This window comes from Streptomyces polyasparticus, assembly GCF_014493765.1.
Classification (GTDB): domain Bacteria; phylum Actinomycetota; class Actinomycetes; order Streptomycetales; family Streptomycetaceae; genus Streptomyces; species Streptomyces polyasparticus.
The window spans coordinates 310,529-335,410 of record NZ_JACTVJ010000005.1; the positions used below are offsets into that span (position 1 = coordinate 310,529).

16 protein-coding genes are annotated in these 24,882 nt (G+C 69.7%); 11 read left to right on the forward strand and 5 right to left on the reverse strand.

Features of this window, described 5'->3' with window-relative positions; all coding sequences use genetic code 11:
* Nucleotides 1-45: 45 nt before the first annotated feature.
* The 4 genes from H9Y04_RS09850 to H9Y04_RS09865 all read left to right on the forward strand — a co-directional run bounded on the left by H9Y04_RS09850 (nucleotide 46) and on the right by H9Y04_RS09865 (nucleotide 5,291).
* Nucleotides 46-2,478 carry a polysaccharide lyase 8 family protein gene (locus H9Y04_RS09850; protein WP_187813356.1) on the forward strand — a complete coding sequence of 811 codons (2,433 nt, stop codon included), beginning with the start codon at nucleotides 46-48 and terminating at the stop codon, nucleotides 2,476-2,478.
* Nucleotides 2,479-2,617: 139 nt separating this feature from the next.
* Nucleotides 2,618-3,535: a hypothetical protein gene (locus tag H9Y04_RS09855; protein ID WP_187813357.1), complete on the forward strand. Its 918-nt coding sequence runs from the start codon at nucleotides 2,618-2,620 to the stop codon at nucleotides 3,533-3,535.
* A 119-nt stretch (nucleotides 3,536-3,654) separates the two neighbouring features.
* On the forward strand, nucleotides 3,655-4,422 hold the full coding sequence (locus tag H9Y04_RS09860) for a hypothetical protein (RefSeq protein ID WP_187813358.1): 768 nt from the start codon (nucleotides 3,655-3,657) through the stop codon (nucleotides 4,420-4,422).
* Nucleotides 4,423-4,628: 206 nt separating this feature from the next.
* Entirely contained in the window at nucleotides 4,629-5,291 is a 663-nt protein-coding gene (locus H9Y04_RS09865; protein WP_187813359.1) for a hypothetical protein, read from the forward strand.
* Here the strand turns inward: H9Y04_RS09865 and H9Y04_RS09870 are convergent.
* Complete coding sequence (locus H9Y04_RS09870) at nucleotides 5,261-5,866, reverse strand: SUKH-4 family immunity protein (RefSeq protein WP_308800928.1); 606 nt, start codon at nucleotides 5,864-5,866, stop codon at nucleotides 5,261-5,263. The genes H9Y04_RS09865 and H9Y04_RS09870 overlap by 31 nt on opposite strands.
* Nucleotides 5,867-5,946: 80 nt before the next feature.
* On the opposite strand from H9Y04_RS09870, the gene H9Y04_RS09875 reads away from it, so the two are divergent.
* A complete protein-coding gene (locus H9Y04_RS09875) occupies nucleotides 5,947-7,068 on the forward strand; it encodes a hypothetical protein (protein ID WP_236070701.1) in 1,122 nt (373 codons plus the stop codon).
* Nucleotides 7,069-7,146: 78 nt separating this feature from the next.
* On the opposite strand, the gene H9Y04_RS09880 is transcribed toward H9Y04_RS09875, so the two are convergent.
* Nucleotides 7,147-16,272, reverse strand: a complete 9,126-nt coding sequence (locus H9Y04_RS09880; RefSeq protein ID WP_187813360.1) for a golvesin C-terminal-like domain-containing protein — start codon at nucleotides 16,270-16,272, stop codon at nucleotides 7,147-7,149.
* A gap of 275 nt (nucleotides 16,273-16,547) precedes the next feature.
* Between H9Y04_RS09880 and H9Y04_RS09885 the strand changes: the two genes are divergently transcribed.
* Nucleotides 16,548-17,048: a hypothetical protein gene (locus H9Y04_RS09885; RefSeq protein ID WP_236070702.1), complete on the forward strand. Its 501-nt coding sequence runs from the start codon at nucleotides 16,548-16,550 to the stop codon at nucleotides 17,046-17,048.
* A gap of 81 nt (nucleotides 17,049-17,129) precedes the next feature.
* Here H9Y04_RS09885 and H9Y04_RS09890 read toward each other — a convergent pair whose 3' ends face one another.
* On the reverse strand, nucleotides 17,130-18,377 hold the full coding sequence (locus tag H9Y04_RS09890) for a TolB family protein (protein WP_187813361.1): 1,248 nt from the start codon (nucleotides 18,375-18,377) through the stop codon (nucleotides 17,130-17,132).
* 190 nt (nucleotides 18,378-18,567) lie between these two features.
* On the reverse strand, nucleotides 18,568-19,494 hold the full coding sequence (locus H9Y04_RS09895; RefSeq protein WP_187813362.1) for a LysR family transcriptional regulator: 927 nt from the start codon (nucleotides 19,492-19,494) through the stop codon (nucleotides 18,568-18,570).
* Between the two features lie 100 nt (nucleotides 19,495-19,594).
* On the opposite strand from H9Y04_RS09895, the gene H9Y04_RS09900 reads away from it, so the two are divergent.
* Together H9Y04_RS09900 and H9Y04_RS09905 are read left to right on the forward strand one after the other, a co-directional pair.
* A complete protein-coding gene (locus H9Y04_RS09900; RefSeq protein WP_187813753.1) occupies nucleotides 19,595-20,557 on the forward strand; it encodes an NAD-dependent epimerase/dehydratase family protein in 963 nt (320 codons plus the stop codon).
* Between the two features lie 70 nt (nucleotides 20,558-20,627).
* Nucleotides 20,628-21,587: an aldo/keto reductase gene (locus H9Y04_RS09905; RefSeq protein ID WP_187813754.1), complete on the forward strand. Its 960-nt coding sequence runs from the start codon at nucleotides 20,628-20,630 to the stop codon at nucleotides 21,585-21,587.
* Here the strand turns inward: H9Y04_RS09905 and H9Y04_RS09910 are convergent.
* Nucleotides 21,558-22,850: an MFS transporter gene (locus tag H9Y04_RS09910; protein WP_308800929.1), complete on the reverse strand. Its 1,293-nt coding sequence runs from the start codon at nucleotides 22,848-22,850 to the stop codon at nucleotides 21,558-21,560. The genes H9Y04_RS09905 and H9Y04_RS09910 overlap by 30 nt on opposite strands.
* Nucleotides 22,851-22,969: 119 nt before the next feature.
* Between H9Y04_RS09910 and H9Y04_RS09915 the strand changes: the two genes are divergently transcribed.
* From H9Y04_RS09915 to H9Y04_RS46110, 3 genes are all read left to right on the forward strand, one after another.
* Complete coding sequence (locus tag H9Y04_RS09915) at nucleotides 22,970-23,680, forward strand: polysaccharide lyase family protein (RefSeq protein ID WP_187813364.1); 711 nt, start codon at nucleotides 22,970-22,972, stop codon at nucleotides 23,678-23,680.
* A gap of 285 nt (nucleotides 23,681-23,965) precedes the next feature.
* The gene (locus tag H9Y04_RS46105; RefSeq protein WP_214661068.1) at nucleotides 23,966-24,115 is read left to right on the forward strand and encodes a DUF4158 domain-containing protein; all 150 of its coding nucleotides are present in this window, start codon (nucleotides 23,966-23,968) and stop codon (nucleotides 24,113-24,115) included.
* 135 nt (nucleotides 24,116-24,250) lie between these two features.
* Entirely contained in the window at nucleotides 24,251-24,844 is a 594-nt protein-coding gene (locus H9Y04_RS46110) for a hypothetical protein (RefSeq protein ID WP_214661069.1), read from the forward strand.
* Nucleotides 24,845-24,882 lie beyond the last annotated feature (38 nt).

The following is a 24,882-nucleotide window of genomic DNA, read 5'->3' on the forward strand; positions in this document are numbered from 1 at the left end:
CGGGTGGGCGCGGCACACCCCTCCCTTCCCCCTCCGGAGACCGCAATGACGCGATCCTGGTCCCGCCGTTCCTTCCTCGCCGCCACCGGCACCGCATCCCTCACCGCGTTCGCGCTCGGCTCCCCGCTGTTCGGCGGGGTCGCCCACGGCGCCACGGAGCACGACACCCTGCGCGCCAAGTGGCGGACGCTGCTGCTGGGTTCGGGGTTCAGCCCGACCGCCGAGCCCTTCAAGTCCAAGCTCGCCGAACTGGGCGCGAGCGCGGCCGCATACCGTACGGCGATGGCGCCGGCGAGCGGTTCGCTCTGGCCCGATCTGAACTTCGCCGACCCGGAGCCGGACACCGACCAGGAGTCGTACGGCTACTCGGGCCGGATGGCGGAGAGCTACTACCGCCTGGGGACCATGGCCCAGGCGTACTGCCAGCAGGGCACCGGCCTCACCGGTGACGCGGCGCTGAAGACGGCGATCGTCACCGGCCTCGACCACCTCTACGCGCAGGTCTACAACGAGAACAGGACCCGCTTCGGCAACTGGTACAGCTGGCAGATAGGCGCCCCGCAGGCGCTGCTCGACACCTGCGTCCTGATGTACGAGCACCTCTCGGCGACACAGCTCGCCAACTACTGCCGTGCCGTGGACAAGTTCGTCCCCGATTCCGCCGTCGGCAGCTACACGGGGACCTCGACGGGGGCGAACCGCGTGGACCTGTGCCGGGTCCTGATCCTGCGCGGGGTCGTGGGCGCCGACTCGGCGAAGATCGCGCTCGGCCGTGACGCGCTCTCGCCTGTCTTCCCGTACGTCACCAGCGGCGACGGGCTGTACGCCGACGGCTCGTTCATCCAGCACACCACCGTTCCGTACACCGGGAGTTACGGCTCGGTGCTGCTCGGCGGCCTCGGGATGCTGTTCGCCCTGCTCGCCGGATCCACGTGGGCGGTGACGGATCCCAAACGGCAGATCGTGTTCGACGCGGTCGAGAACGCCTGGGCGCCGTTCCTCTTCAACGGCCTGATCATGGACAACGTCTCCGGACGCGCCATCAGCCGGGGCATCTCCGCCACCGACCCCAAGGCCGTAATGGCCAGTGACCACCTGAGGGGCCACTCCATCCTCACCTCGATCGCGCTGCTCGCGGAGGGCGCGAGCGCGACCGAGAAGGCGCGCTGGCGGGGTCTGGTGAAGGGCTGGATCCAGCGCGACTACTACAGTCCCCCGCTGCAGAACCCGTCGATGGGCGTGGTCGGCCTCTCGCGCCTGCAGTCGATCGCGAACGACTCCGCGGTGACCGCGATCGCCGAGCCCACCGGCCACCGGCTGTTCCCCGCCATGGCCCGCGCCACGCACCGCAGGCCCGGCTGGGCCGCGTCCCTCAGCATGGCCAACAAGCGGATCACGTACTACGAGACCGGCAACGGCGAGAATCTGCGCGGCTGGCACACGGGGTCCGGAATGCTCTACTGGTGGGGCGACACCTTCGCCAACGGGCAGTACAGCGACGCGTTCTGGCCCACGGTCGACCCGTACCGCCTGCCGGGCATCACGGCCTCGCGCAAGGTGCTCGCCGACGCGGCGGGCGGCGACTGGGGTGCGTCGATGCCCGATGTGAACTGGGTGGGCGGCGCGACGGACGGGCAGCGGGCGGCGGTCGGGCAGTACCTGCGCGGTCTGCAGTCGACGCTGATGGCGAAGAAGTCGTGGTTCTGCCTGGACGACGCGATCGTCTGCCTGGGCGCGAACATCCAGTGCAGCGACGGCACCACCGTCGAGTCCACTGTCGAGAACCGCAATCTCGGCCCCACCGGCGGCAGCACCTTCACCGTCGACGGCACCGTCAAGCCCGCCACGTATCCCTGGTCGCAAACGCTGACCAGCGCCACATGGGCGCACATCGGCGGGCACGGCGGCTATGTCTTCCCCGGCGGCGCCACGGTCAAGGCGCTGCGGGACTCGCGCGACGGCAAGTGGAGCGACATCAACAAGGGCGGCTCCACGACCACGCTCAACCGCAAGTACCTGACGATGTACGTCGACCACGGCTACAACCCCACCGACGGCTCGTACGCCTATCTGGTCATGCCGGGCGCGACCACCGCGCAGACCTCGGCGCGCGCGGCGGACACCGGCTGGCTGCAGATCCTCGCCAACACCGATGACCAGCAAGGCGTACGGGTGCCCTCGCTGGGTTTCACCGCGGTCAACTTCTGGTTCGGCGGCACGGCGGGTGCGCTGACCGCGAGCGCGCCCTGCTCCGTGATGATCACGGAGAAGTCCGACGGTACGGCGGTCGTGTGCGTGAGCGATCCGATGCGCATGCAGACCGCGCTGACGCTGACCTGGAACCGTGCCGTCGCCTCGGTCACCTCCAAGCCGTCGACGGTGACCTCGGCGACCACGGGATCCCACCTGAAGCTGGTCTTCGGCGACTTGAGCGGTACGGCGGGCGCCACCCAGAAGGTGACGGTGAAGCTGGGGTGACCTGACGGCGCCTCGCGGGTGACCGCGGGGCAACGGTTGCGCCACGCCCGGAAGCGGGCCGAACGCGGCGCGGGGGTGCGGCGTCACAGGGGTACTCCGCCGCACCCCGGCGTGCGGCCACCGCCTCCTGGGGGACTCCATGCGCACCGTCATCACCCGCTGCACCCGGCTCCTGCTGCCCCTCGCCCTGCTGACCGCGCTCGCGGGGTGCGGGGACTCACCGCCGGCTGATTCCGGCGTCCGGCACAAGCCCGCGCCCGTCCCTTCGGGGGTACCGGCGAGGGCACAGGAAGTCGCCGACGCCTGGAACGGATCGCGGGCCGCCGAACAGTGGCGCCAGGGATACTTCCCGATGGGGCCCGTGATCCAGGTCCCCGCAGGCGGCTTCCACAACGCGGCGGACGAACGGGCCTACCTGACACAGAACTTCGGCGTGCGCGGCGAGCTGCCCGTCGAGATGCCGAAGACGGGCGAGGCGCGCTGGCCCGACGGCGCCACGCTCGCCCGCCCGCTCATCACGGTCCGCGCGGCGTACGAGAGTTTCGCCGGGACCGTGAACGACGACCACCGCCTCATCGTGACGCGCGTCGAGCTCGGCGAGATGACGCTGGAATCCCAGCGCGGTCCGGTGACGGTGCCCGCATGGCTGTTCGGCCTGAAGGGGTACGACACCCCGCTGAAGCGGTCCGCCCTGGTGCCGTCGAAGCTGCCCGCGTCCCCGATCGCGCCGCTGCCCAGGACCGGCGAGTCCGAACTCGACCAGCTGGACGGCGTGTTGGACTTCTCCGTGGACGGCCGCTCCATGACGGCACGGGCCCGGCACGGAGCCTGCGACGACGGGCCGAGGGTCGCCGTGCTCGAACACGGCGGGACCGTGGTGCTCTCGGCCTCCGTCGCCGATGCGACGCCGGGCGACCTGTGCACCAGTCAACTCCTCGTCGAAAGCGTGCAGGTGAAGCTGGAGCGGCCGCTCGGGGACCGCGTCCTGCTCGACGCGTTCACGGGACTGCCGGTGCCGTACGGGGAGATGCACGGGTGGGCGAAGAGCTGGAGTTGAGCGATCCGACCGTCGGTCCGGCCTGAAAAGGCCCAGGAGCGTACTGAGTAGCCGTACTCATGCCGGACCGCCCCGCCCGCGCCACCATGCCTGAAAGGGGCCGGCTCCGAGGAGGCGTCATGGGCAAGGTGCTGGGAGCGTTCGCCGTCGCGGGAGCCGCGGTGCTCGCGCTCGTCATCGCCTACGCGGTGGGCGCGCCGCCCGAGCTGGTGCTCGGCGTCGGGGCGGCGGTGCTCGGACTGCTCTGGCTGCTCCTCCTGCTCACCGCGCCGTGGAACCTCTACTTCCGCGCACACTCCGTGCTCGCCGAGATCGCGGTCAGCCGCGAGAAGGGCCTCACCGTCTCGAAGGAACGGGACGGTGAGGCGCGCCGGATCGCCCGCACGATGCTGCGGGTGGCCGTCGCCGGGCATGTCGTGACGGCCGCCGTCGTGCTCGCCGCGGGCCTGGCCGCCGACCGGGCCCTCGGCTACTGGGCCGCGGGCTTCTTCCTGCTCAGTACGGCCTTCCGGCCCGCGGGCGCGTACTTCGCCCAACTGCGGCGGCGCCTCGGCCTGTTGCTGCGCGACGTGCGCTTCCCGCGGGACGACGTCGCCGAGCTGCGGCTGCGCGTGGACCGCTTCGCCTCCGCGACGAAGCTGCTGGAGGAGAAGGCCGAGGAACAGTACCGGGCGCTCGCGCAGCTCCGCGGCACCGTCGACGCCCTGGCGCACTCGTCCTATCGGCGCGCGGACGAGGCGGACCGCAGGTATGCCGCGCTGGCCGGGGAGTTCGAGGAGAAGGTGAACCGGCTCTCGGACAACGAGGAGATCATCGTGGGCCTGAAGGCGTTTCTGCGGCTGCTGCGGGCGCAAGGGGCGGGTCCGGTGGAGGGGCCTGTGGGATGAGCTGGGGGCCGGTCCGTGGGCCGAGCTGCGGGCCGAGCCGTTGGCCGACGTGTCGGCCGGCCTGTCCTGCGGCACGGGTGCTGGTCGGCGGCCGAGTGCGGGGCGGCCCATGGCTCCTTCGCCGAGTACGCGGACGACGCGTACCACGCCCGCGCCGACCGGGTTCGGCCGCCTTCACCGCGGACGGCAAGCTGGTCTGGGCCCACGTGCGGTCCACGGAGTCCTGGCCGGACGAGGAGTGGCTGGTCCTGGACGCGCTCGACGGAACGGTCCTCGGCCGTGCGGGTACGGGCACGGTGGGGTCCGCGTCGGTCACGTGCGCCCCCGCACACGGCCCGCACATGGGCCTCTCCGTGGGCGAGGGCGACGAGGACTCCCCTGCCCTGTGGAGCAGTTGGGACGGCCGGCGCCTGACCTTCGAGCGCATCGACGGGGTGCTCATCCAGGACATCAGCCCGTCCGGCCGCCGCATCCTGTGCACCGACCCGGGGCAGTGGGCCCTGTACCTCCACGAGAGCTCCGACGGACGGGAGGCGGCACGCCTCGACGCAGCGGACTCCGTGCCGCCCGTGCCGGGGCACGACATGGCCCGGTGGGGCTACGAAGGGGCCTGTCCCTACGAGTACGGCGCGGTCGTCTGCACGGAGGAGGACGCCGGGACCCCACGCCACTGGCTGGTGAACCCGCGCACCATGTCCCTGCGCGGACAGATCGCCTACCCCGTTCCGGCCCACGGCGGCCCACGCCCCGCCGGCCCCGGCCCGTGGTGGACCTTCGGCGAGAGCGGCGCACGGGTGCACTTCTGGAGCCTCGCCGAGGAGTACCGAGCCGGCCCCAGTCAGATGGCGTCCAGTTCCACTTCCTCGTAGACCCGGTCCCACCAGGTGTCCATGGCGAATGCGGGCGGGTCGAGTTCCCTGAGGCGGTCCCTGATCTCCAGGCCGAAGGCCACCCGGGCCGCTTCCGCCGGATCCACGTAGTCGTCCGCGCCCTCGTCGGACTCCGGATCGTCGTCCTCGAGGTCGTCGAAGTCGTCTACGTGCTCGCACCGGTGGTCCCACGCCGCGAGGGCGTCGAGGAACGCGAGCAGCGAGGAGTTCACGAAGCGCGGCTGCGGCAGTGACGGATCGAGCACCAGCACCCTTCCCTCGTCGTCGAGGACGTACTCAGGGTCCTGGGATCCAGGGCTCAGCTCGGGATTCGGCCGGCCGAGCCGCCAGTACCGGGCGCCGGCCTTGTCGGAGATCTCCGTGAAGGGGGCCGCGACGGGGTTCGGGTGGAACAGCGCGGCCTCCCGGGGGAGCCCGAAGGTCTCGGCCACGTCGCGAGCCCGGCGCACGGGAGCCGGCCACGCCCCCGTATCCGCGAGGCCATCGGCGCCGAGCGAAAGCACCCCGCTCTCCTCCCACGAGGAGGCGTTCAGCCATTGAGGTGCGTATCCCACGGACGTTCCCTTCGCTGACAGTGCACCGACGAACCGCCCAGGAGCGTACCGACCCCGGCAGGTGTGCCAGCATGCGGTGCATGTCCACCGATCCTATGAACGGAGGGTCCGTGCTCCGCGCGGCCCGTCTCGTCGCCACCGTCCCGGCTCCGCTCGAACCCGGTTCCGCCGACGCCCCCTTCCTGCAGCACACGGGCGGCCGACGGCTGGTCGTCCAGCGCGCGGACACCGAACTCGCCGTGCTCGACACCGCGTCGGGCGACGTGGTGCGCTTCCCCGCGCCCTGGCCGCGCAGCCTCGGCACCGTGGCGGTCTCCCCCTCCGGTGACATCGCCGTCTTCGCCGGGCTGCACGCCGTACGGGCGGTGGCCGCTTCCGGGGCCACGCTCTGGGAGCTGCGCCACGCGTGCTGGGCCGATGAATGCCCCGAGATGCACGAGGAGTTCGGGAGTTATGCCGACGACTGCGACGAGGGCGGCGAGCACGAGTACGCCGGCAGCGGCTCGGCGGCCTTCTCCTGCGACGGCAAGCTGCTGTGGGCCCACGTACGCGGCCCGCTCGCGGCGGACGGTGCCGCGGACGACGCGGCCTCCGATGAGTTCTGGCTGGTCCTCGACGCGGCCGACGGCCGGGTCCTCGCCCGCACGAGCACGGGCACCGTGGCCTCGGGTTCCTTCCACACCGTGCATCCCGACCCGGCGCAGATGGGTCTGAGCGTCGGCGAGGGTGAAGAGGGGTCTCCGGCCCTCTGGGGCCGGCTCGACGGCGGCGTGCTGTCCGTACGCAAGATCGACGACGAGACCGTACTGCTCGACGCAAGCCCGTCGGGGCGCCACCTCCTCGCCACCGATGTCCAGCAGGACGCGCTGTATCTGCACGCGGCCGAGGACGGCACGATCCTGCGGGACCTCGACGCGGACGGAGCCGTACCGCCGCATTCCCAAGGCGGCCGCGTCTACTGGGACTTCGCGGCCGCCTTCACCGACGAGAGCACCGCCGTCGCGGGCACCTCGGGCAGCGACGCCGGATACGGCCCGGGCCGCCACTGGCTGATCGGCACGGACGACATGGCGGTGCGGGCCCTCATCAGCTACCCGCGGCCCGTGTCAGGACCGGTGCGGGCGGCGGGTGAAGGCGCCTGGTACACGGTCTCCGAGGACCGTACGGCCGTCCTCGTATGGGAGTTGGCGCAGGAGAGCTGACCGCCTGCGCCGAGAACGCGGAACGGCCCGCCGGTCCGAGGACCGGCGGGCCGCTGTCATCACACAGTCAGCGCATGGCTAGTACCGCGTGGTGAGCCAGAACATCCGGAACTGGGTCTTGTCACCCCTTCCCGGGAACTTCTTGCCGCCCAGGTTCAGCGTCTGGTTGACGAGTGGCTCACACACGCCCTTGCACACGTTGCGCGAGGTGCCGCCGTAGATGACCTCGTAGTCCGAGTTCTTCTTCACCCAGTTGAACACGGCTTCCTCGGCGTGCTCGTAGGCCTGCTTGCCCTTCGGTGTGAAGCGGCCGGGGACCGGCTGGCCCTGGATGAACTCCTCGCCCTTCTTGAGGACGTTCTGGCCGATCTCGGAGATGTTCTTGCCGCCGGCGAGTGCCACCTTCTCGCTGATCTCGCCCGTGATCTTGTTCCGCACACCGATCACGGTGACCGTCGAGTAGTCGTGGCCCTTGCCCCACTGCTTCTTGAGGTCGTCCGCGCGCTTCTGCGCGGCGATCGCCTCGTTCTCATAGCCACAGTTGTGAACGAGAACAGCGGTGTGGCCAGCGCCCACGTAGTACGTGTGGACGCCCTCGACCGACAGGTTGTAGACGCGCTCCGTACGGTGCGCTGTGTCGATCGCGGTGATCTGGACCCAGGTACCGGCGGAGGTCTGCAGCCACATGCCGGACTTGAGGTCCCCGGCCTCGACCCACCGGCCGAAGTCCGGCAGCCAGTACAGGTGAGCGGCCGTCGAGGTGATCTCGACCGGCTTGGCCTCGCCGTCCTTGCCGTCACGGTCGACGGTCAGGGTGACGAGGGCCTTCTCGCCCTTGTGGCTGCGGGCGTTGGTGACGTACCGGGGCTCGGTCGCACCGGTCTCCGGGTCGGTGGCCACGACCTGGTCGCCGACCTTCAGCTTCTCGATGGCCGTGGTGCTGCCGTCCGGCAGGACGACCTGCGTACCGGGCACGAAGCTGTTGGTCTTGCAGGTCTTCGCATCGGGCTTGTCCGGCGACTTCGTCGTCGGCGCGTCCGCTCCGTCGGCCTTGCGGGCGTCGTTCGCCGTGTCCGCGGCGTCACCGGCGTTGTCGACCGCCTTGCGGGTGTCGTTGGCGGTGTCGGCCGCCTCGATGCCCTTGGCGGCGTACTTGCCGGCCTTGACCGCCGTCGCCCCGTAGCCCACCAGCGGGATCGCCGAGGCGAGCGAGAGTGCGGCGTCGGCGTAGTTGCCCTCGGCCGCGTACCAGATGCCGTTGGCGACGTCCGCGACCTCGCCGACGACCGGGATCAGGCCGACCACGTCGAGCGCGGCGTGTCCGATGTCGGAGAGCGAGAGCCCGAACAGGTGCCCGTCGAGCTCGACGAAGCTGACCGGGTTGCCGCCCGCGAACGCGTACCGGTTACCGGTGAACGGGTCGGTGGCCAGGGACATGTCGGCGAGCGCGCCGCTGTACGAGTCCCGGGTCAGGAAGCGGTTCAGCCCCGGGTCGTAATTGCGGAAGCCCATGTCGTACGTGCCCGAAGCACCGTCGTAGCGCGAGGAGTTGAAGCGGAACGCGTTGTACGAGTCCTGCCCCGCGCCGCCGGAGCCCGGCTTGTCCGCACCGGTCATCTGCGACGCGTCGTCACTGCCGTAGGCCGTGTAGCCGTACGTGGCGCGGGTCTTGCCGTCCTCCTTGGTGATCGCCTCGACATCGCCGCGCGGACTGGTGACGTACTGCGAGACCTCCTTGGTGCCGTCCTTGTGCTTGATCTGCGTGGCGCGCTGACCGCCGGCCACGTACTGGTAGTCCTTGTCGGCCTTGCCGTCCACGGTCTCGCGAAGGAGCGTGGTGTCGAGACCGAGGTAGGTGAACGCGGTCGTCTTGCCCGTCTCGCCCGTCGTGGTCTGGGAGACCGTCCGGTCGAAGGGGTCGAAGACATAGCTCGTGGTCTGCGCCGTGGCACCGACACCCGAGCGCACCTTCACCGTGCGGTCGAAGCCGTCGTACGTGTACTTCTCGGCCGTCTGGCCACCGGTGCTGACCGTGTCGAGCCGGCCCAGCGGATCGTAGTTGTAGGTGGACGTGGCACCCTGCGACGACGCCGAAAGGAGCCGGTTGCGGTCGTAGCGCTGGGTGGTGCTGATGCCGTCGACCGTCTGCTCGACGATGTTGCTGTTGCGGTCGTAGCGGTACTCCTCGGTCGCCGGGGCGTCGCCCGCCTTGCCGACCTTGGTGATGCGGTCCTGCGGGTCGTAGGTGAAGGAGTACGTGTTGTTGATGTAGGCCGAGTTGTCGTCGGCGTTCATCAGCTTCAGGACGTCCTTGGAGCGGTGCCCGTTGGGCGAGTACTCCAGGTCGTGCTGGGCGACGACCGTACCGCCCGAGGTCTTCTCCAGCGACTGCTGGACCGAACCGTCGGGGTAGTACTTCATGTCGAGCGTGTTGCCGTTGGGCTTGGTCTGCTTCAGGAGCTGACCGCGCCCGGTGTAGGTCATCGAGGTGATCTGCTGATTGCCCGCGGTGGGCGAATCGGCGTTGGTCACCTTCTTGACCAGGTCGCGCTCGTCGTACTCGATCTTCGACCAGGTCAGATCGTGGGTCGACGTGAGCGGGTTGCCGTTCTCGTCGTAGGTCAGCGCGGTGGTGTTCTTGACCGTGCCGGCCGCGATCTCCTCGACCGTCCTGATCCGGTTCAGACCGTCGTACGCGATCTTGTACGTGTCGATCTTCGCGCCCGGCGAGAGGTCACGGACCTCGGTCTTGTTGCCGTTCGCGTTGTACTTGTAGGTGAAGTCCTTCTTCTCCGTGTCCGTCTCGGCGGAGTTGGAGCGGACCAGCTTCACCGAGTCGGCCAGGACCGTCCCGTTCGCCTTGTCGGTCAGCGTGACCTTCTGCGGACCGTCCTCGACGAACGCGTAGCTGCCGAGTGATATCCACTCGCCCGCGCGCTGGGTCTGGTCGACCGTCTTCGTCGCGCTGCCGCCGTCGTGATCGACCTTGAAGGAGGCGTCACTCGCGGCCCCGGTCATCTTCGGGTGCCGTACGAAGACCTCGTACGTGCCGTTCTGCGGGATGTTCAGCTGCCACGACAGCGAGGAGCTGCCGTCACCCGCAGGGTGCGAGTAGGTGTCGTAGCCGTACTGCTGCTCGGCCTGTGTCCGCGCCCAGTTGCCCTGGAGCGCGGTGTTGTTGAAGTCCGAGCTGTCGACGAGGACGACCTGCTTGCCGACGGGCACACCGTCGTCCGAGCGGGCCTTCTCGTTGCCCGACAGGTAGTAGTCCCAGGTCATGGTGCGCTGCTGGGAGCCGCCCGCCGAGGTGAGCGTGTTCTTCGTCTGCTGGCCGAGCTTGTTGTAGGCGTAGGCCGTGGTGATGTCCCACGGGTCCTTGGACGTCTCGGTCCAGCCGTTGTCGTAGTACGTGTACTCGGTGACGTTGCGGACGGTCTGGCCCTCGGACGGGGGCGCGGAGACCGACTGCAGGTTGCCGACGGAGTCGTAGTTGTAGAACACCGAGTCCGGCGTGGCATACGTCGAGTCGTCCTTGTCGAAGGCGGAGCGCTCCTCCTTCACCCGGTTCAGCTCGTCGTAGACCGTCTCCGACGTGAAGTCCGTCGCGTCGTCGGTGGTTTCGACACCGCGCGGAGTGATCGTCTTCGTACGGTTGCCGACCTGGTCGTACTCGTACTTGGTGGTGCGGTAGGTGATGGCGCCGGAGCCGTCCTCCTTGGCCGGCACCTTGGCCTCCACCAGGGCGCCGCGCTCGTCGTACGTGGCGAGCGACTCGTTGCCCTCCGCGTCGGTCGAGCCGACCTGGAGACCGTCCTTGTCGTAGCGGACCGAGGTGGCCCACTCCAGAGCGTCGACGGTGCGCTTGGCACGGTGGTTGAGGTCGTACTCGTAGCGCGTGGTGTAGTCGTCGGGGTCCGCGCTGGCGTTCTTGCGCGGGTCGACGACCTTGACGACGTTGCCGACGTTGTCGTACGTCACCGTCGCCTTGTTGCCCTCGGCGTCCACCATCTCGACCGGCTGGTAGACCGCGTCGTAGACGGTGGTGGCGGTGAAGTCGCCTTCCTCGGGCGTCAGATTGCCCTGCGGACCGGTGACCTTGACGATGTTGCCGACCTTGTCGAACGCCGTGGTCGTCTTACGCCCCGGGTCGGTGGCCTCGTCACCCGGATCGACCGTCTCGATCTTCTGGTCGGCCTTGTCGAAGACCGAGCTGGACACCGCTCCGTTCGGCGCCGTGACCTTGGTGATGTTGTCGTTGGCGTCGTAGACGGGTGCGGGCGTGACGACGAAGTCGTTCTCCGCCTGCTTGACGGGCTCCTTCTTCTCCAGGGGCCGGCCGAAGGCGTCGTAGGCCTGGGTGACCTTGGCGCCCTTGGCGTTGACGACTTCGGTGACATTGCCGCGGATGTCGTACGCGAAGTGCGAGTCGTGGCCCGCCGGGTCCTTGATGGTCCTCGGGTAGCCGACCGCCTCGAACTCGCTGTAGTGCGTGGCGTTCCCGTTGGCGTCCGTCTCCTTGACGACCTGGCCGTACGCGTCGTACTCGGTGCGCGAGGTGTAGTCGCCCTCGGTCGCCGTGGCGACACCCTTCGGGTCGGTGACCGACGTCAGGTTGCCCTTGGCGTCATAGCCGAACCGGTAGGTGCGGCCCTCCGGGGACTTCTTCTCGAAGAGGTCCCCGATGTGGCCGTCGAGTCCGAAGGAGTAGGTGAAGGTCTTCGCCGCGGTGCCGTTCTTGTTGGCCTCGGCGTCCTTCTGCTCCAGCGGGTAGCCGGTCTTCGGGTCGTACTTCCAAGTGGTGACGGCGCCGTTGGCCTCCTCAAGGCGCGTCACGTTGTTGTCCGTGTCCCAGGCCATCTTGGTGGTCTCGGACTTGGAGTTGGTCATCGCGGTCGCCCGGCCGTAGCCGTCGATCACGTACTCGCTCGTGTGGTTCTCGGCGTCGGTGACCTTGGTGTTGACGACCGAGCCCGAGGTGCCGTCCGGGTCCGCGTAGACGTAGCCGGTCGTCCCGCCGAGGCGGTCCGTCAGGGTCTGCGTGTTCCAGTGGAACTTCGGATCGTCGCCCTCGCTCGGGTAGTAGTAGTCGAGCGAGGTGGAGTTGCCGCGCGGGTCGGTGACCTTGACCAGCTTGGCGTTCTTGTTGCCCTGCTCCATGTCGTACGTGAAGCCGAACACCTTGGGCTGGGACGAGCCCGCGCCGTCGGTGAGCTTCGTGAGCAGGCCCTGGTCGGAGTACTCGAAGGAGACCTTGCGGCCCGAGATGTCCGTCATCGACTTGACGTGGTCGATGATCTTCGGGCTGTTGGTGTCGGCCTTCGTGTAGTACTCGACCGTCAGCGACTGGCGCCGCGCCGGGTCCTCGATGTACGTGAGGAACTTGACCGGCTTGTTGTTCGACTTGCGCTCGGCGTACGTGTACGTCTGCGTGTTGCCGTTCTTGTCGACGATCGACGTCAGATAGCCGTCGCAGTCGAAGAAGAACTGGCTGCGGTCCGGGCGGGTCAGCGACCAGGCACGCGGGTCGCCGTCCGAGCTCGGCTTGCAGTCCACGGCGGTGTTCTGCCGCAGCAGGTAGTGCACGCCCGCCGGGGCCCGCCAACTGCCGTCGTCCTGCTTGCGGAAGACGTGCGCCGTGCCGTCACCGTCGGGGAGGGTGACCTCCGTCGGGTTGGGGTTCGGGTGGAAGTCGAGCGCGGCACCGAGCCTGAGCGGCATCGCGAGCTGCGCCGACCAGCCGTGGCCGAGCACCGTGTCGGAGGTGTCCTGCGTGTTGTACGCGAACCGGGCGAAGGTGGAGACACCGCGGCCCGGGTTGGAGAACGCGTTGTACTGCCAGACCGTGTTGCCCGCGTACAGGTTCGTCATCAGCGACGAGCCCGCACCCGTGTTCTTGCCCGCGTACGAGTAGAACTTCTCCAGACCCAGCTGGTTGGAGGTCGGGTCCTCGGTCCGCACGTTCTGCGCGAGCGGCGCGATGCTCTCCGAAGCGGACAGCCACGTGTTGTTCGCGGTGTTCTTCAGGTCCCACTTCAGGACGTACTCGAGGCGCTTGTTGCCCGAGTCCGAGTTGATGGGCGCCTTGAGCTTCGCCGGGACGGTGATGGAGTCACCGGGCAGCACCTCGGTGGCGAGCGGGGTCGCCAGCTGGTTGCCGCCGGTGGTGGCGTCCGTGCCGTCGGGCAGCGACCAGGTGTAGGACAGGGAGCGCGTCCCGGCCGGCCAGGTCGCGGTCGTGGTGTTCGTCAGTGTGACGTCCACCGTGTACTCGTCACCGGGAATCATCCGCGCCGGGGTGTACGGCGCGAAGTACGTGCTCTCCGTCGACTTGGACAGATACGTGACGACCAGCTGCGGACGCAGCTCGGACTCCTCGGCCTCCGAGGACAGGAACATGGTGCGTTCCTGCGGGCCCGCGGCCGACTCGTCCTTCAGGCGTACGGCGACACCGTGGTTGCTCGTCGGGTCCGAGATCCACTTCTGGGCCAGGGAGGTCAGCGACCAGCTCTGGCGCGCCGGGTCGTTGGTGACGGTGCCGACCGTGTCGGAGACGGCCGGGTCCATGTCACCGCCCGCCGCGGTCCAGTTGGTGGTGGCGTTCGCCTTGGTCCAGCTGGCGGAGGTCTCGTCGAAGTCGCGGGTCAGACCGCGTGCCTCGTAGACCGCGCCGTTCGTGCCCGTCGTGGTGGTGAAGCCCCACATGTCGAGCTGGGCGTCGAGGACGCGTGCGCTCGCCGGGATGTTCTCGGTGCCCGGGAAGTCGAGCAGCGCCCGAGTGGTCCCGTACGTACCGGAGTTGTTGCCGACCGACAGCCAGGGCCGCTCCACACCGGAGTCGGAGATGGTGTCGTGGCCGGTGGCGGGCTGCGCGGAGGACAGGGTGGTGTCGCTCTGTCCGCTCTGCAGCACGACGGTGGTGCGGCCGGCCTTGGGAAGCCGTACGAGCTGCGTGGTGGACGGCAGTACCCGGCCGTCCTTCAGCTTGACCGCGACCATGTAGTAGTAGGCGTTGCCGAACGGGTCGGCGGAGTCCGCCGGTGTCGGCGTGGCCGTGGTGTCCGTGAACGCCCGCAGCTCCTTGGCGACCGGCGAGACCAGGGTCTGGTACGACGGCGTGAAGTGCTGGTACACGCTGCGGTGCACCTGGTACTCGACGATGTCGTCGCCGGTGTTCGCGGCCGACGGGTCCGTGTACGCGGGCCAGTTCAGCTCGGCGCCCGTGGAGTGCACGGTGCGCGGCGGGTTCACGTCCACGCCCTGCGTGCCGTAAGTGAGCACGAGCTTGGGGTAGTTGGCGATCTCGCCCTTGTACGCGTACTCGGCGGCCTCGTAGCGAGGACCGCCCTTGGGCGCGGTGGCGGACTCGTCGGAGGCCTTCACCACGAAGCCGTTGTTGGCGTAGGTGCCGTCGAGCCACTGCTGCACGGTCTTGGTGACCGGGAAGCTGTGCCAGGTGTTGGCCTCGTCGGCGCGCTTGGTGACCACGCCGCCCTTGGTGAAGCGGACGGAGTCCGCGAGGACGGCGGTCGAGGTGGACGCGGGACCGTCGCCGAGGACGACCTTGCCGGCCGTGCCCGCCTTGAACGGGTGCGAGCCGAGCGTCTTCCACTCGCCCTCGCTGCCCGCCTGCTGGTTGACGGAGTACGCCTTGCTGCCGCCGTTGAAGTTCACCGTGTACGGGGCGTTGGTGGCGCGGTCCGAGGCCGGGACGTAGTGCACGTCGACCTGGTAGGTGCCGTCCTCGGGGAGGTTCGGCTGCCAGGAGTAGGTGTCGCCGGCGGTGGCGTCCTTGTTGTAGCGGTAGTCCAGGCCCGTCGCGTACTGGGTGTACGCGGTGTTGCCCGAGGTGGGCCAGGCGCCCTGCGCGGCCGTGGTGCCCGCGTCACCGTCGTCGACGAGGACGGAGGTGCCGGACAGCTCGCCGGTGAGGTCCTTGGCGTTGTTCCAGGTCGCGCCGGTCTCGGTCCAGGCTCCGGTGGCGCGGTGCGCCTCCAGGACCACCTCGTCCGAGGACGTGGTGTGCGTCTGGTCGTAGTAGAGCTTCAGCTCGGCGTTGTCGAGCTTGGTCCCGGCGGGGATCCCGGACAGGCCGAAGCGCAGCAGCGCGCGGCTCGAACCCGTCGACGTATTGCCGACGGAAAGGCGCCAGCTGCCGTCGTAATTGTCCGCCGGACCGTCCGAGGAGATCATGACGTCCTCGGACTGCGACGGGGTCGGCGCGATGGTGATGGTCGGGTCGACCGTCACCGGGTACTGGCGCGCGGGTGCCGTCAGCCACTTGGCGTCGGGCTTCAGACTCACCGCGTACGAACCGTCCTTGCCGGTCAGCTTCTGCTGTACGGCGTCGGAGGACTTGGTCCCGTAAGGGGCTGAGGCGTCCTTCTTCGAATCCGTCATGAACGGGGCGGGGATGATCAGTTCGGGCCGCTCGGGCCCGGCACCCTCGCTGTACAGCGCGATGCTGCCGTTCTTCTGCGCCTCGGCCCGCAGGCCGTGGGTGTCGAGCGTGAACTCGTACACCGGAGCGGTCGCAGGACGCTCCCGCAGGACGATGCCTTCCTTCACGCTGCCGTTGCCGACGGTGTACGTGAGGTCGGCGCCTTCACCGAAGGCGTTCTTGTACGTGACGGTGTTGCCGTCGGTCACCGGGGTGAGCTTGCCGGCGCTCGCGTCCTTGAGCCCGAGGGACACCCAGTGGCCCTGGTCGAGCTCGTAGCGCACCAGCTCGCCGGGGCGCGAACCGAAGTACGTGCGGGCGAGGTTGGTGGTGTTGGCCGCCTCGAAACCCTTGCGGCCGGTGTCGGTGACCGCGGTGTCGATGGCCTTCCAGGTGCGCTCCTTGCCCCGGCCCGTGGGGTACGCGTCGGGTACGGCGGAGACCTCGGACTGGATCCGTCCGTCGGCCAGCTGCCAGTAGCGGGCGTGCGGGGTGCGGCGCTCCTTGAGCTCCTTGACCCGCTTGGGCTTGGCGGCGGCCTTGCCCTTGGGGAGGCGCTCATTGGCGGTGACATCGGTGTCGGGGAGGCTCGGCGGCTCGGCCGGCTCCCGTTCGTCCTCCGTCAGGCCGAGGAAGTTCTTGATGCCGGCTGCCAGCCGCCGGGTGTCCGGCGGCTGTGCGAACGCGGGTGTCGCGGGCGCGAGGGCGGTGACCACCGCCAGCGCCACCGTGGTGGCCAGGAGCCGTCTGGCTCTCGGTCTGTACATCGGTTTCCCTTCGCGAAGGAACCAAGTCCCAACCGCCGAATCGCAGTTGGGGGCGGAATCTTCTACACCGATGCGATATGCACATGTCAAACGTTCGGCGATAAGACGCACGCGGCGTCAAAGTCCGTAAAAACAGGGTGAATTGGGGACGGAATCCGGCCACGACCGACACATGCCGTATTCGTCCGACACCTTGACATGCACCAGCCGATGGCTCTTGGATCTGGCCTCGTCGCACCGGCTCCGGGCCGTGCCGCCCGATACGGAGAGACGCCATGACGAATGCAACCGATGAACAGGCCGAGCAGCAGGTGGACTCGGCACACCCGCCGGCGGCCGGATCCCCCGTGGCGCGGCGCTCGCCGGCCGACCGCCCCGGCCTCGTGGCGGCCGTGGTGGCCTTCGCGCTGTGCGCCGGGCTCATCGCCTACGGCGCTCTGCGGGGCGAGAAGAGCGACCCGCCCGCCAAGGTGCCGACCGCCGCGGTGACCTACGAGGTGACCGGCGAAGGCCGGGTGGACATCACCTACCAGGGGGCGAGCGAGAAGGGCACGGGCGAGAGCGTGACCCGGGCCGAGCTGCCCTGGCGCAAGGAGATCCGGGTGCCGCTCGGCCGCACTCCGGTGGTCTCGGTGGTCCTCGGTCCGGACGGCGGCCACGCCAAGTGCGCGCTCGCGGTCAAGGGCCGCCATGTGCAGAGCGCCACGGCCGAGGGCGCGTACGGGCGGACCTCCTGCACGGGCGTGCTGCCCGCGCCGGAGCCCAGCGCGGACTGACCGGCCCGCGCACGGCGGGCCGGTCGGTCCGGCTGCTTCCGCCGGGTCTGCGTCAGTGGCCCTCGCCCGGGCCCCAGCTGCTCAGCGCAGCCGCAGCCGGAAGACGTCGTCCACCGCGTTGGTGTCCCCGGGGACCAGGTCCGTGGCGCCCGAGGCGAAGACGACCCTGCCGTCCCGGGTGAACGCGGCGCGGGCGATGCCCCCGTACTCGTGGCCGTCCGCGCTCACCGGGATCAGCAGACGCGACGGGCCGGAACCGTCCACCGGGCGCACACGGATCCCGCCGTCACGCCAAGTGCGGTAGGCGACAAGGCGTCCGTCGGGGCTGATCGCCGCCGGACTGCGGGTGTAGAAGTCCGCATCGCCGCCGTGGTCGCTGTGCACGCGCACCGAGGTGCCGGTGCGCAGATCGCGCACGAAGACATTCCAGCTCTTGTCGTCGTCGCCGGGCACGATGTGGTCGTCGGCGGACTCGAAGGCCACATGGCGGCCGTTGCCGCTGATGACCGGGTTCGTCGACTCGCGCTTCATCGGGGTGCCGTCGTGGCTGACGTCGGCCCTGGTCAGGGTGCCGGTCCCGCGGTCGCGTACATAGACCTGCGCCCAGTCGTCGCCGCGCGGGCCGTTGGTGTAGTTGTACTGGTACGCCACGAAGCGGCCGTCGTCGCTGATGGTCGGGTTCAGCGCGGCGCGCGGCTGCCAGTCGGGGCGGTCGTGACTGACCCGCTCGGTGACGTTCTCACGCAGGTCACGTACGTAGATCCGGCCGCCCTCGTCCTCGGTGGGGGCGGGCGGATAGGCGGCGGTGAAGGCGACATGGCGGCCGTCGGCGCTGATCACGAAGTCCGATACGGTCGCGCCCTGATAGCCCTCGGGAATCCCAACGTCCACGCGCTCGGGGCGCCCGGTGGCGCCGAGGCGGTGGACGAAGTGCCCCGATTCTCCGTCGACTTGGCCCTCGAACAGAACGTGCCGCCCGTCCCCGCTGAGCGTGGCGGTGATGCTCGCGTCGGCGGGCACACCGGGAATCACGAGCCGGCGCACGGTGCCGCCGGCGAGGTTCTTCACGAACCAGGGCAGGCCGGCCGTGGGCCTGCCGGTCTCGATGTTGCCGGCCGTCGAATGGAACAGGACGGTCCGCCCGTCCCTGCTGACGGACGCGTCCCCGCTCGCGCCATTCGCCTGCGCCCCGCTCCTGGCGGTGCTGATCCGCTCGTACGACGGCGGCTGCGGCTCTTCGGCGGCGGCGAGCGGTGCGGTGAGCGCGGCCGTCGCGCCGAGTGCGATGGTCAGCGCGGTCATGGCGACCGCGCGCTGTGCGTTGGGCATGCTTCCCCCGAAGCCCTCGATGTTCCCCCGGCCCTGCGCCGAGGGCTCAATTCGATGCAAACCCACCATAGGTCACACGTCAATACGCACCTTTACGTACAACCCAGACGACGACTCGTGCGTCCACGCGTCCCGTATGGTGACTCGGTTCCCGTCCGGAACAGGCCTGTCCGGTTCACCGAAAGACGCCTCAACTCCCGGCCGGAACAGGCTTGCCCGCCTCTTCCGCCGCCTGCTCCCGCAGGGCCTCGATCAGAGTCTCGGCCTGCGCGTGACGGCGGCCCCGGAGGGTGGCGACGCCGAGGTGCCGGGCGGGTGCGGGCGCCCGGAGCGGCACGGTCCGCACGCCCGGGACCTTCGGCAGCAGCGCGATCGAAGGAATCAAGGAGATGCCGAGGCCCGCGGCGACCAGGGAGCGGGCGAAGAAGTAGTCGGTGGTGGTGCTGCGCACATCCGCCTCGAAGCCGGCCTGTTCCGCATGCCGGCGCAGAAAATCAGCCGTCTTGAGACAGCCGAGCACCCAGGGCTCCCCGGCGAGCTCGGCCAGATCGAGCTCCGCGCGGCGGGCCAGCGGGTGGCGTCGTTCGAGCACCACCCGCAGCGGATCCTCCATCAGCGGGCTCCAGGCGAGGCGGTCGCGCGGGCCCGACCAGCCGGGCGGCGGACCGTCGAACGAGTAGGCCAGGGCCAGGTCGACGGCGCCCTGGCGAACCAGCGGCAGGCTGTCCTCGGGCTCGGCCTCCCGTACGTGCACCACCGTGCCGGGGTGCCGCGCGGCGAGCCGGGCCAGCGCGCCGGGGAGCAGCAGGCGCCCGCCACTGCTGAAGGTGGCGATCGTGAGCTGGGGCCGGCCGGTCTCCAGACGGTCGATCTGCCGCCGGGCGTGGGCGAGTTCCGCGGTCACGGACTCGGCGGCCTCGACCATGATCCGGCCGGCCTCGGTGAGGGTGACCCCGCGGGTGCTGCGGGCCACGACCTCGGCACCGAGGCTGCGTTCGAGCGCGGCGATGTGCTGCGAGACGGCCGAGGGGGTCAGGCGCAGCTCGGCCGCCGCCCGGTTGAAGCTGCCCTGCTCCGCCACTGCCCGCAGGACACGGAGCCGCTGCACATCGATCAACAGTTTTCCTTAATACAGATTCAGCAAGTGACCACTTCTGCTGGTGACTGTAGATCCCCAGGATGAAGCCATGCAAAAGACAGAAATGCAGAAGGCCGAGATGCAGACGGCACGGACACGCAAGGCAGAGACGCGGAGGATCTGCGTGATCGGCGGCAGCCGGTACTTCGGCAGGCTCCTGGTCGAGCGCCTCCAGGCGGCCGGACACGAGGTGACGGTGATCAACCGGGGTTCGGGCAGGCCGCCCGCCGGGGTGGAGCATCTCGTGGCCGACCGGGACGACGAGGCCGCGCTCGTGGCGGCGCTCGGCGAGCGCACCTTCGACGTGGTGATCGACCAGGTCTGCTACACGCCCGTGCAGGCGGCGATCGCGGCCCGCGCCTTCCGCGGCCGCGCGCGGCGCTATGTGATGACCTCCACGATCGAGGTGTACGACCCGGCCACCGCCGGCCTGCCGGAGCCGAGCCGGGACGTCCCCGTGCCGGAGTCGGCCGTCGACCCGGCGTCGTGGCGGGTGGCGTCCGACCTGCCCTGGCACGACGCCGCCTATCTGGAGTCGCACTACGCCGAGGGCAAGCGGCAGGCGGAGGCCGTGTTCACCCAGGACGGCGGCTTCGCGTTCGCCGTGGTGCGCAGCGCGCACGTACTCGGCGGCGGCGCCCTGGAGTTCACCGGCCGGCTGGCGCACTACGTGGACCGGGTGCTCGGCGGGCAGCCGGTCGCCGTGCACGCCGAGCCGCTGCCCACGGTCTTCGTCCACTACGCGGAGCTGGCCGCGCTGCTGGACTGGGCGGCCACCGGGACCGCGTTCACGGGTCCGCTCAACGCCTGCTCGGGCGATCCGCTCGACGTGTACGGCCTGGTCGAGGTGATCGCGTCCCGTGCCGGCCGGACCCCGGTGTACGAGACCGTCGCCGCCGGACAGCCCGCCTCGCCCTTCTCCTTCGACCGGCACTACGCGATGAGCAACGCCCGCGCCGAGAAGGAGGGCTTCGTCTTCTCCCGTACGAGCGACTGGCTGCCGGAAGCGGTCGGCGAAGCACTCACCGCGCGCGGCCGGTGACGTGACCGCCGACCCGACCACTCGCACCGCCGGAAGGACAACCACCATGCAGTACCGCCGTACAGCCACCATGCCGTACCGCCGTATAGGGAGCACCGCCGTCGGGGCCATCGGGCTCGGCGCCATGCCGCTGTCCATCGAGGGCCGGCCGGACGAGACGCGGGCCGTGGCGACGGTGCACGCCGCGCTCGACGCCGGTGTGACGCTCATCGACACGGCCGACAGCTACCACTGGCACGCGGACGAACGCGGGCACAACGAGCTCCTGGTCGCCCGCGCCCTCGCCTCGTACGGCGGCGACACCTCCGCCGTGCTCGTCGCGACCAAGGGCGGGCGCGGGCGGCCCGGCGACGGCAGCTGGACCGTGAACGGTGCGCCCGGCCACCTCAAGCGCGCCGCCCAGGACTCGGCGCGCCGCCTGGGTGTCGAGGCCATCGGCCTCTACCAGCTGCACAAGCCGGACCCCGCGGTCCCGTGGGCCGAATCCGTGGGCGCGCTGCGCGAGTTGCTCGACGCGGGCACGATCCGCGCGGCCGGGATCTCCAATGTCACCACCGGGCAGATCCGCACCGCGCACGCCCTCCTGGGCGACGGTCTCGTGTCCGTGCAGAACCAGTACTCCCCCGCCGTCCGCGACAGCGAGGCGGAGCTGCGCCTCAGCGCCGAGCTCGGGCTCGCCTTCCTGCCCTGGAGCCCGCTGGGCGGGATCGCCCGCAGCTCGCTGGACGGCCCGTCGGGCACGACGTCGTCCGGTACGGCCTTCCACCACGTCGCGGCCGCGCACGGCGTGAGCCCGCACCGGGTGGCGCTGGCCTGGCTGCTTTCCCGCTCGCCCACGGTGATTCCGCTCCCCGGGTCGAGCCGGCCGTCCTCGATCCGCGACTCCGCCGAGGCGGCGCAACTACACCTGGGGGCCGATGAGTTGGCGCTGCTCGACGCCTGGAGCCCGGGCGGTCGTCCCGGCGCGGAAAGCCCGGACGACCGCCCCGCCGAGGAGCCCTCAAGCGGCCTGCTCGTCCCGCCGGCGTAGCAGTCCGGTCCGGGTGCCCGCCGATGCGACGGCCACGATCGCGAGCCCGATCAGGAGACAGGTGCCCGTCACCCCGAGGCCGGCGGCCGCCGCGGTGACGGCGCCGGCGCCCAGCGGGCCGAGTGCGGTGTGGATGGTCCAGAACGACGAGGTGACGCGGCCGAGCAGATGGCTCGGCGTCACTTCCTGGCGCAGGGACATCGAGCTGATCCCCGCGACACCGCCGGACATCATCGTGAGCAGCATCAGCGCGCCGACCACCGGCACGCTGTGCGCGAGGCCGATGCCCGCGATGGCCAGACCCGCAACGGTGACTCCGCCGATCCAGACCACACCGAACGAGAGCCGCTTGCGGACCCGGGCCACGACGGCCGCGGCGATGAACGAGCCGACGGTGCCGGCCGTCAGGACATAGCCGACCGTGGTGTCCGGACGGTCCAGGTCGTTCTTGAGCAGGTAGATCACGAGATCCGTCAGGCCGTACGTGAGGAAGGTGTAGAGCGAGAGCAGCAGCGTCAGGGGACGCAGGACGGGGTGGGCCCACAGGAACTTGGCCCCGGCCAGGAACTCCTCGCGCACACCGCCCCGCCGGGCGTCCTCGCCCTCTCCCTCGGGCCTGGGCCTGCCGTCGAAGCGTACGAAGAGCAGGCCGAGCGCCGAGACCGCGAACGTGGCCGCGTCGATGCCGATCGCCGCGTCCGGCCCTGCGGAGGCGGCGACGAAACCGGCCAGCGCGGGGCCCGCGACACCGGCGGCCGCGTAGGTGGCGAAGAGATGCCCGTTGGCCTTGGTGATCTGATCGCGCCCGACCAGGGAGGGCACCACGGTCACGTAGGTGACCTGGAACAGCATGGAGAAGCAGCCTGCGACCGGGACGATCGCGTAGATCAGCCAGACCGGTTCCCCGCTCAGCCAGGCCAGCGGAATCGACAGATAGAGCAGACAGCGCGCTCCGTCGGCGAGCATCAGGAGCCGTCTGCGGTCGAAACGGTCGGCGATCACGCCCGCGAACAGCCCCGTCACGATCGAGGCGACACCCGTGAGCGCGGTGACCAGGCCCATCTGCAGGACCGAGCCCGTGGTGTGCAGGACGAGGAGCGGCAGGGCCACGTACGAGAAGGAGTCGCCGAGCGCGGACAGGGTCTGCACACCGAGGAAGACACGGTACGAGGGGTTCCGCCACAGGCCCGGTGAGTCTCCGCTCCCCCCGCCTCCGCCCTCGTGCGGCTTCTTGCGGGTCCCGGATATGTCCTCTGACGGCACGCAAACACTCCTCGCTCTTTCGATCGAAACGCTCAATTCCGTTTGCTGTATTGAGCGTTCAATCATCTACCGGTTAGATGGCGCCCGCTCGTCGCCCCCTCCGACGAAGGAGCCTACGTATGCGCACACGTCTCGGCACCGCAGTTCCGGCCGCCGCATCGGCCTTGATCCTCCTCGCCTCCTCCCCCGCCAACGCCTCCGTCATCTGGGACGGCGACGCCTCACGCGGCACCGGAGTCTTCTCCTCCATCCTCTGCGACTCCCCCGGCAGCGTCGTCGCCCAGGACAACAACGACGGCCGCGGCACGGTCTTCAAGTTCAACAAGCCGCTGGGCCTGGAGCGTTGCGAGGCGCACGGCATCACGGTGGGCGGCTCGCGCTACACGTTCAAGAACAACTCGACCTACTACATCGGCTGGGACACCTCGACCAACACCGACGACGCCGCCACGATCTTCCAGTGGAAGTCGTACGGCACCGGCGATCAGCAGCAGCAGAACTACCCGGTCCTGATGAAGGTCGAGGGCGGCGTGCTCAAGCTGTTCCACATCGAGGTCGGCGAGAAGTGGACGCTCAAGTGGTCCACGCCGGTCGCGGTGAGCACGTACAAGCGCATCGTGCTCGGCATCCACACCTCGACCGACGCCTCGTCCGGCTGGGTCGAGGCGTACTACAACGGCACCAAGGTGGCCTCCTTCTCGGGCCGTACCTGGGACGACCTCGGCAACGACACCCGCTTCGGTACGTACGGGTCCGAGGTGCAGGACAAGCGCGTCATCAACTGGATCGACGGCCTGAAGGTCGGTACGACCTACGGAGATGTGGACTAGGACATGAACAGCACCGAGCCGCTCGCCGCACGCCCCGTCAGTCTCCTCGTCATCGGCGCCGGAGACGGCCCTGTTCTCCCGAAGCTGCCGCGAAGTGACAAGTAGCTCTCTGTAGCGGATCTGGGGTGTGCTTGTCAGCGTTTTCGATCTTCTGGGTTCATCGGGGTCGTGCTCGGCGACGTTGGTCCGGTCATGACGACCGGAAGGAGCCCGAGGTGCGGCAGGAGTGGGAACCGGAGGACCTGATCGAGGTCTGGACACTGCTGGAGGAGGACCAGGAGCGGGTTGCGGAACAAGTCGGGGGCGAACCGGTTTGGGTTCGCGCTGTTACTGAAGTTCTTCGAGGTGGAGGCCCGGTTCCCGGAGAACACCGAGGGGATCCCGGCGCCGGCGGTGGCGTACGTCGCCCAGCAGGTGAAGGTGCCCGTCGAGTAGTGGGCCGCGTACGACTGGGCGGGGCGGGCGACCAAGCGGCACCGGGTGGAGATCCGAGGCGCGTTCGGCTTCCGCGAGTGCACGGAGGAGGACCAGGCCCAGCTCGCCGAGTAGCTGGCGGTGGAGCTGTGCGGGGTGGGGCTGTCCCGTGACCCGCTGGCGGAGGCGGTGGTGGCCCGCTGCCGCAAAGGCAGGCTGGAGCCGCCGACGCCGGGGCGTATCGCCCACCTGGTGGGATCGGCCCTCAGCGCCTTCGAGGAACGGTTCTGCGCGACCACGGTGGGCCGGCTGTCGGCGGCGACCCGGTCCCGGCTGGATAACCTGATTGCCGAGGATGCCGATGCGAGCGAGGACAGCGCGGGCGGCGGGGGCACGTTCTTCACCGAGTTGAAGGCCGACCCAGGCGCGCTGGGGCTGGACAGCCTTCTGGCGGAGGTGAACTGGGTTCAGCGGGTCCGCGCGCTGGAGCTGCCGCCGGAGCTGTTCGGGCTGTGTCGGCTGGTGGCTGTCTGGCGGGCACGGGCGTCGAAGGACTATCCCTCGGACCTTCGGGCGGCAGCCGGCCCGGTGCGGTACACGCTGCTGGCCACGCTGTGCCATATGCGGGAGACGGAGATCACTGACTCGCTGGTGGAGCTGTTCATCCAGCGTGCAGAAGATCAACACGCGGGCGGAGAAGAAGGTCGAGGGCGAGTTCGACAAGGAGAGGAAGCGGGTCCGCGGCAATGAGGGCATCTTGCTGCGGCTGGCGGAGGCGGCGGTCGCCG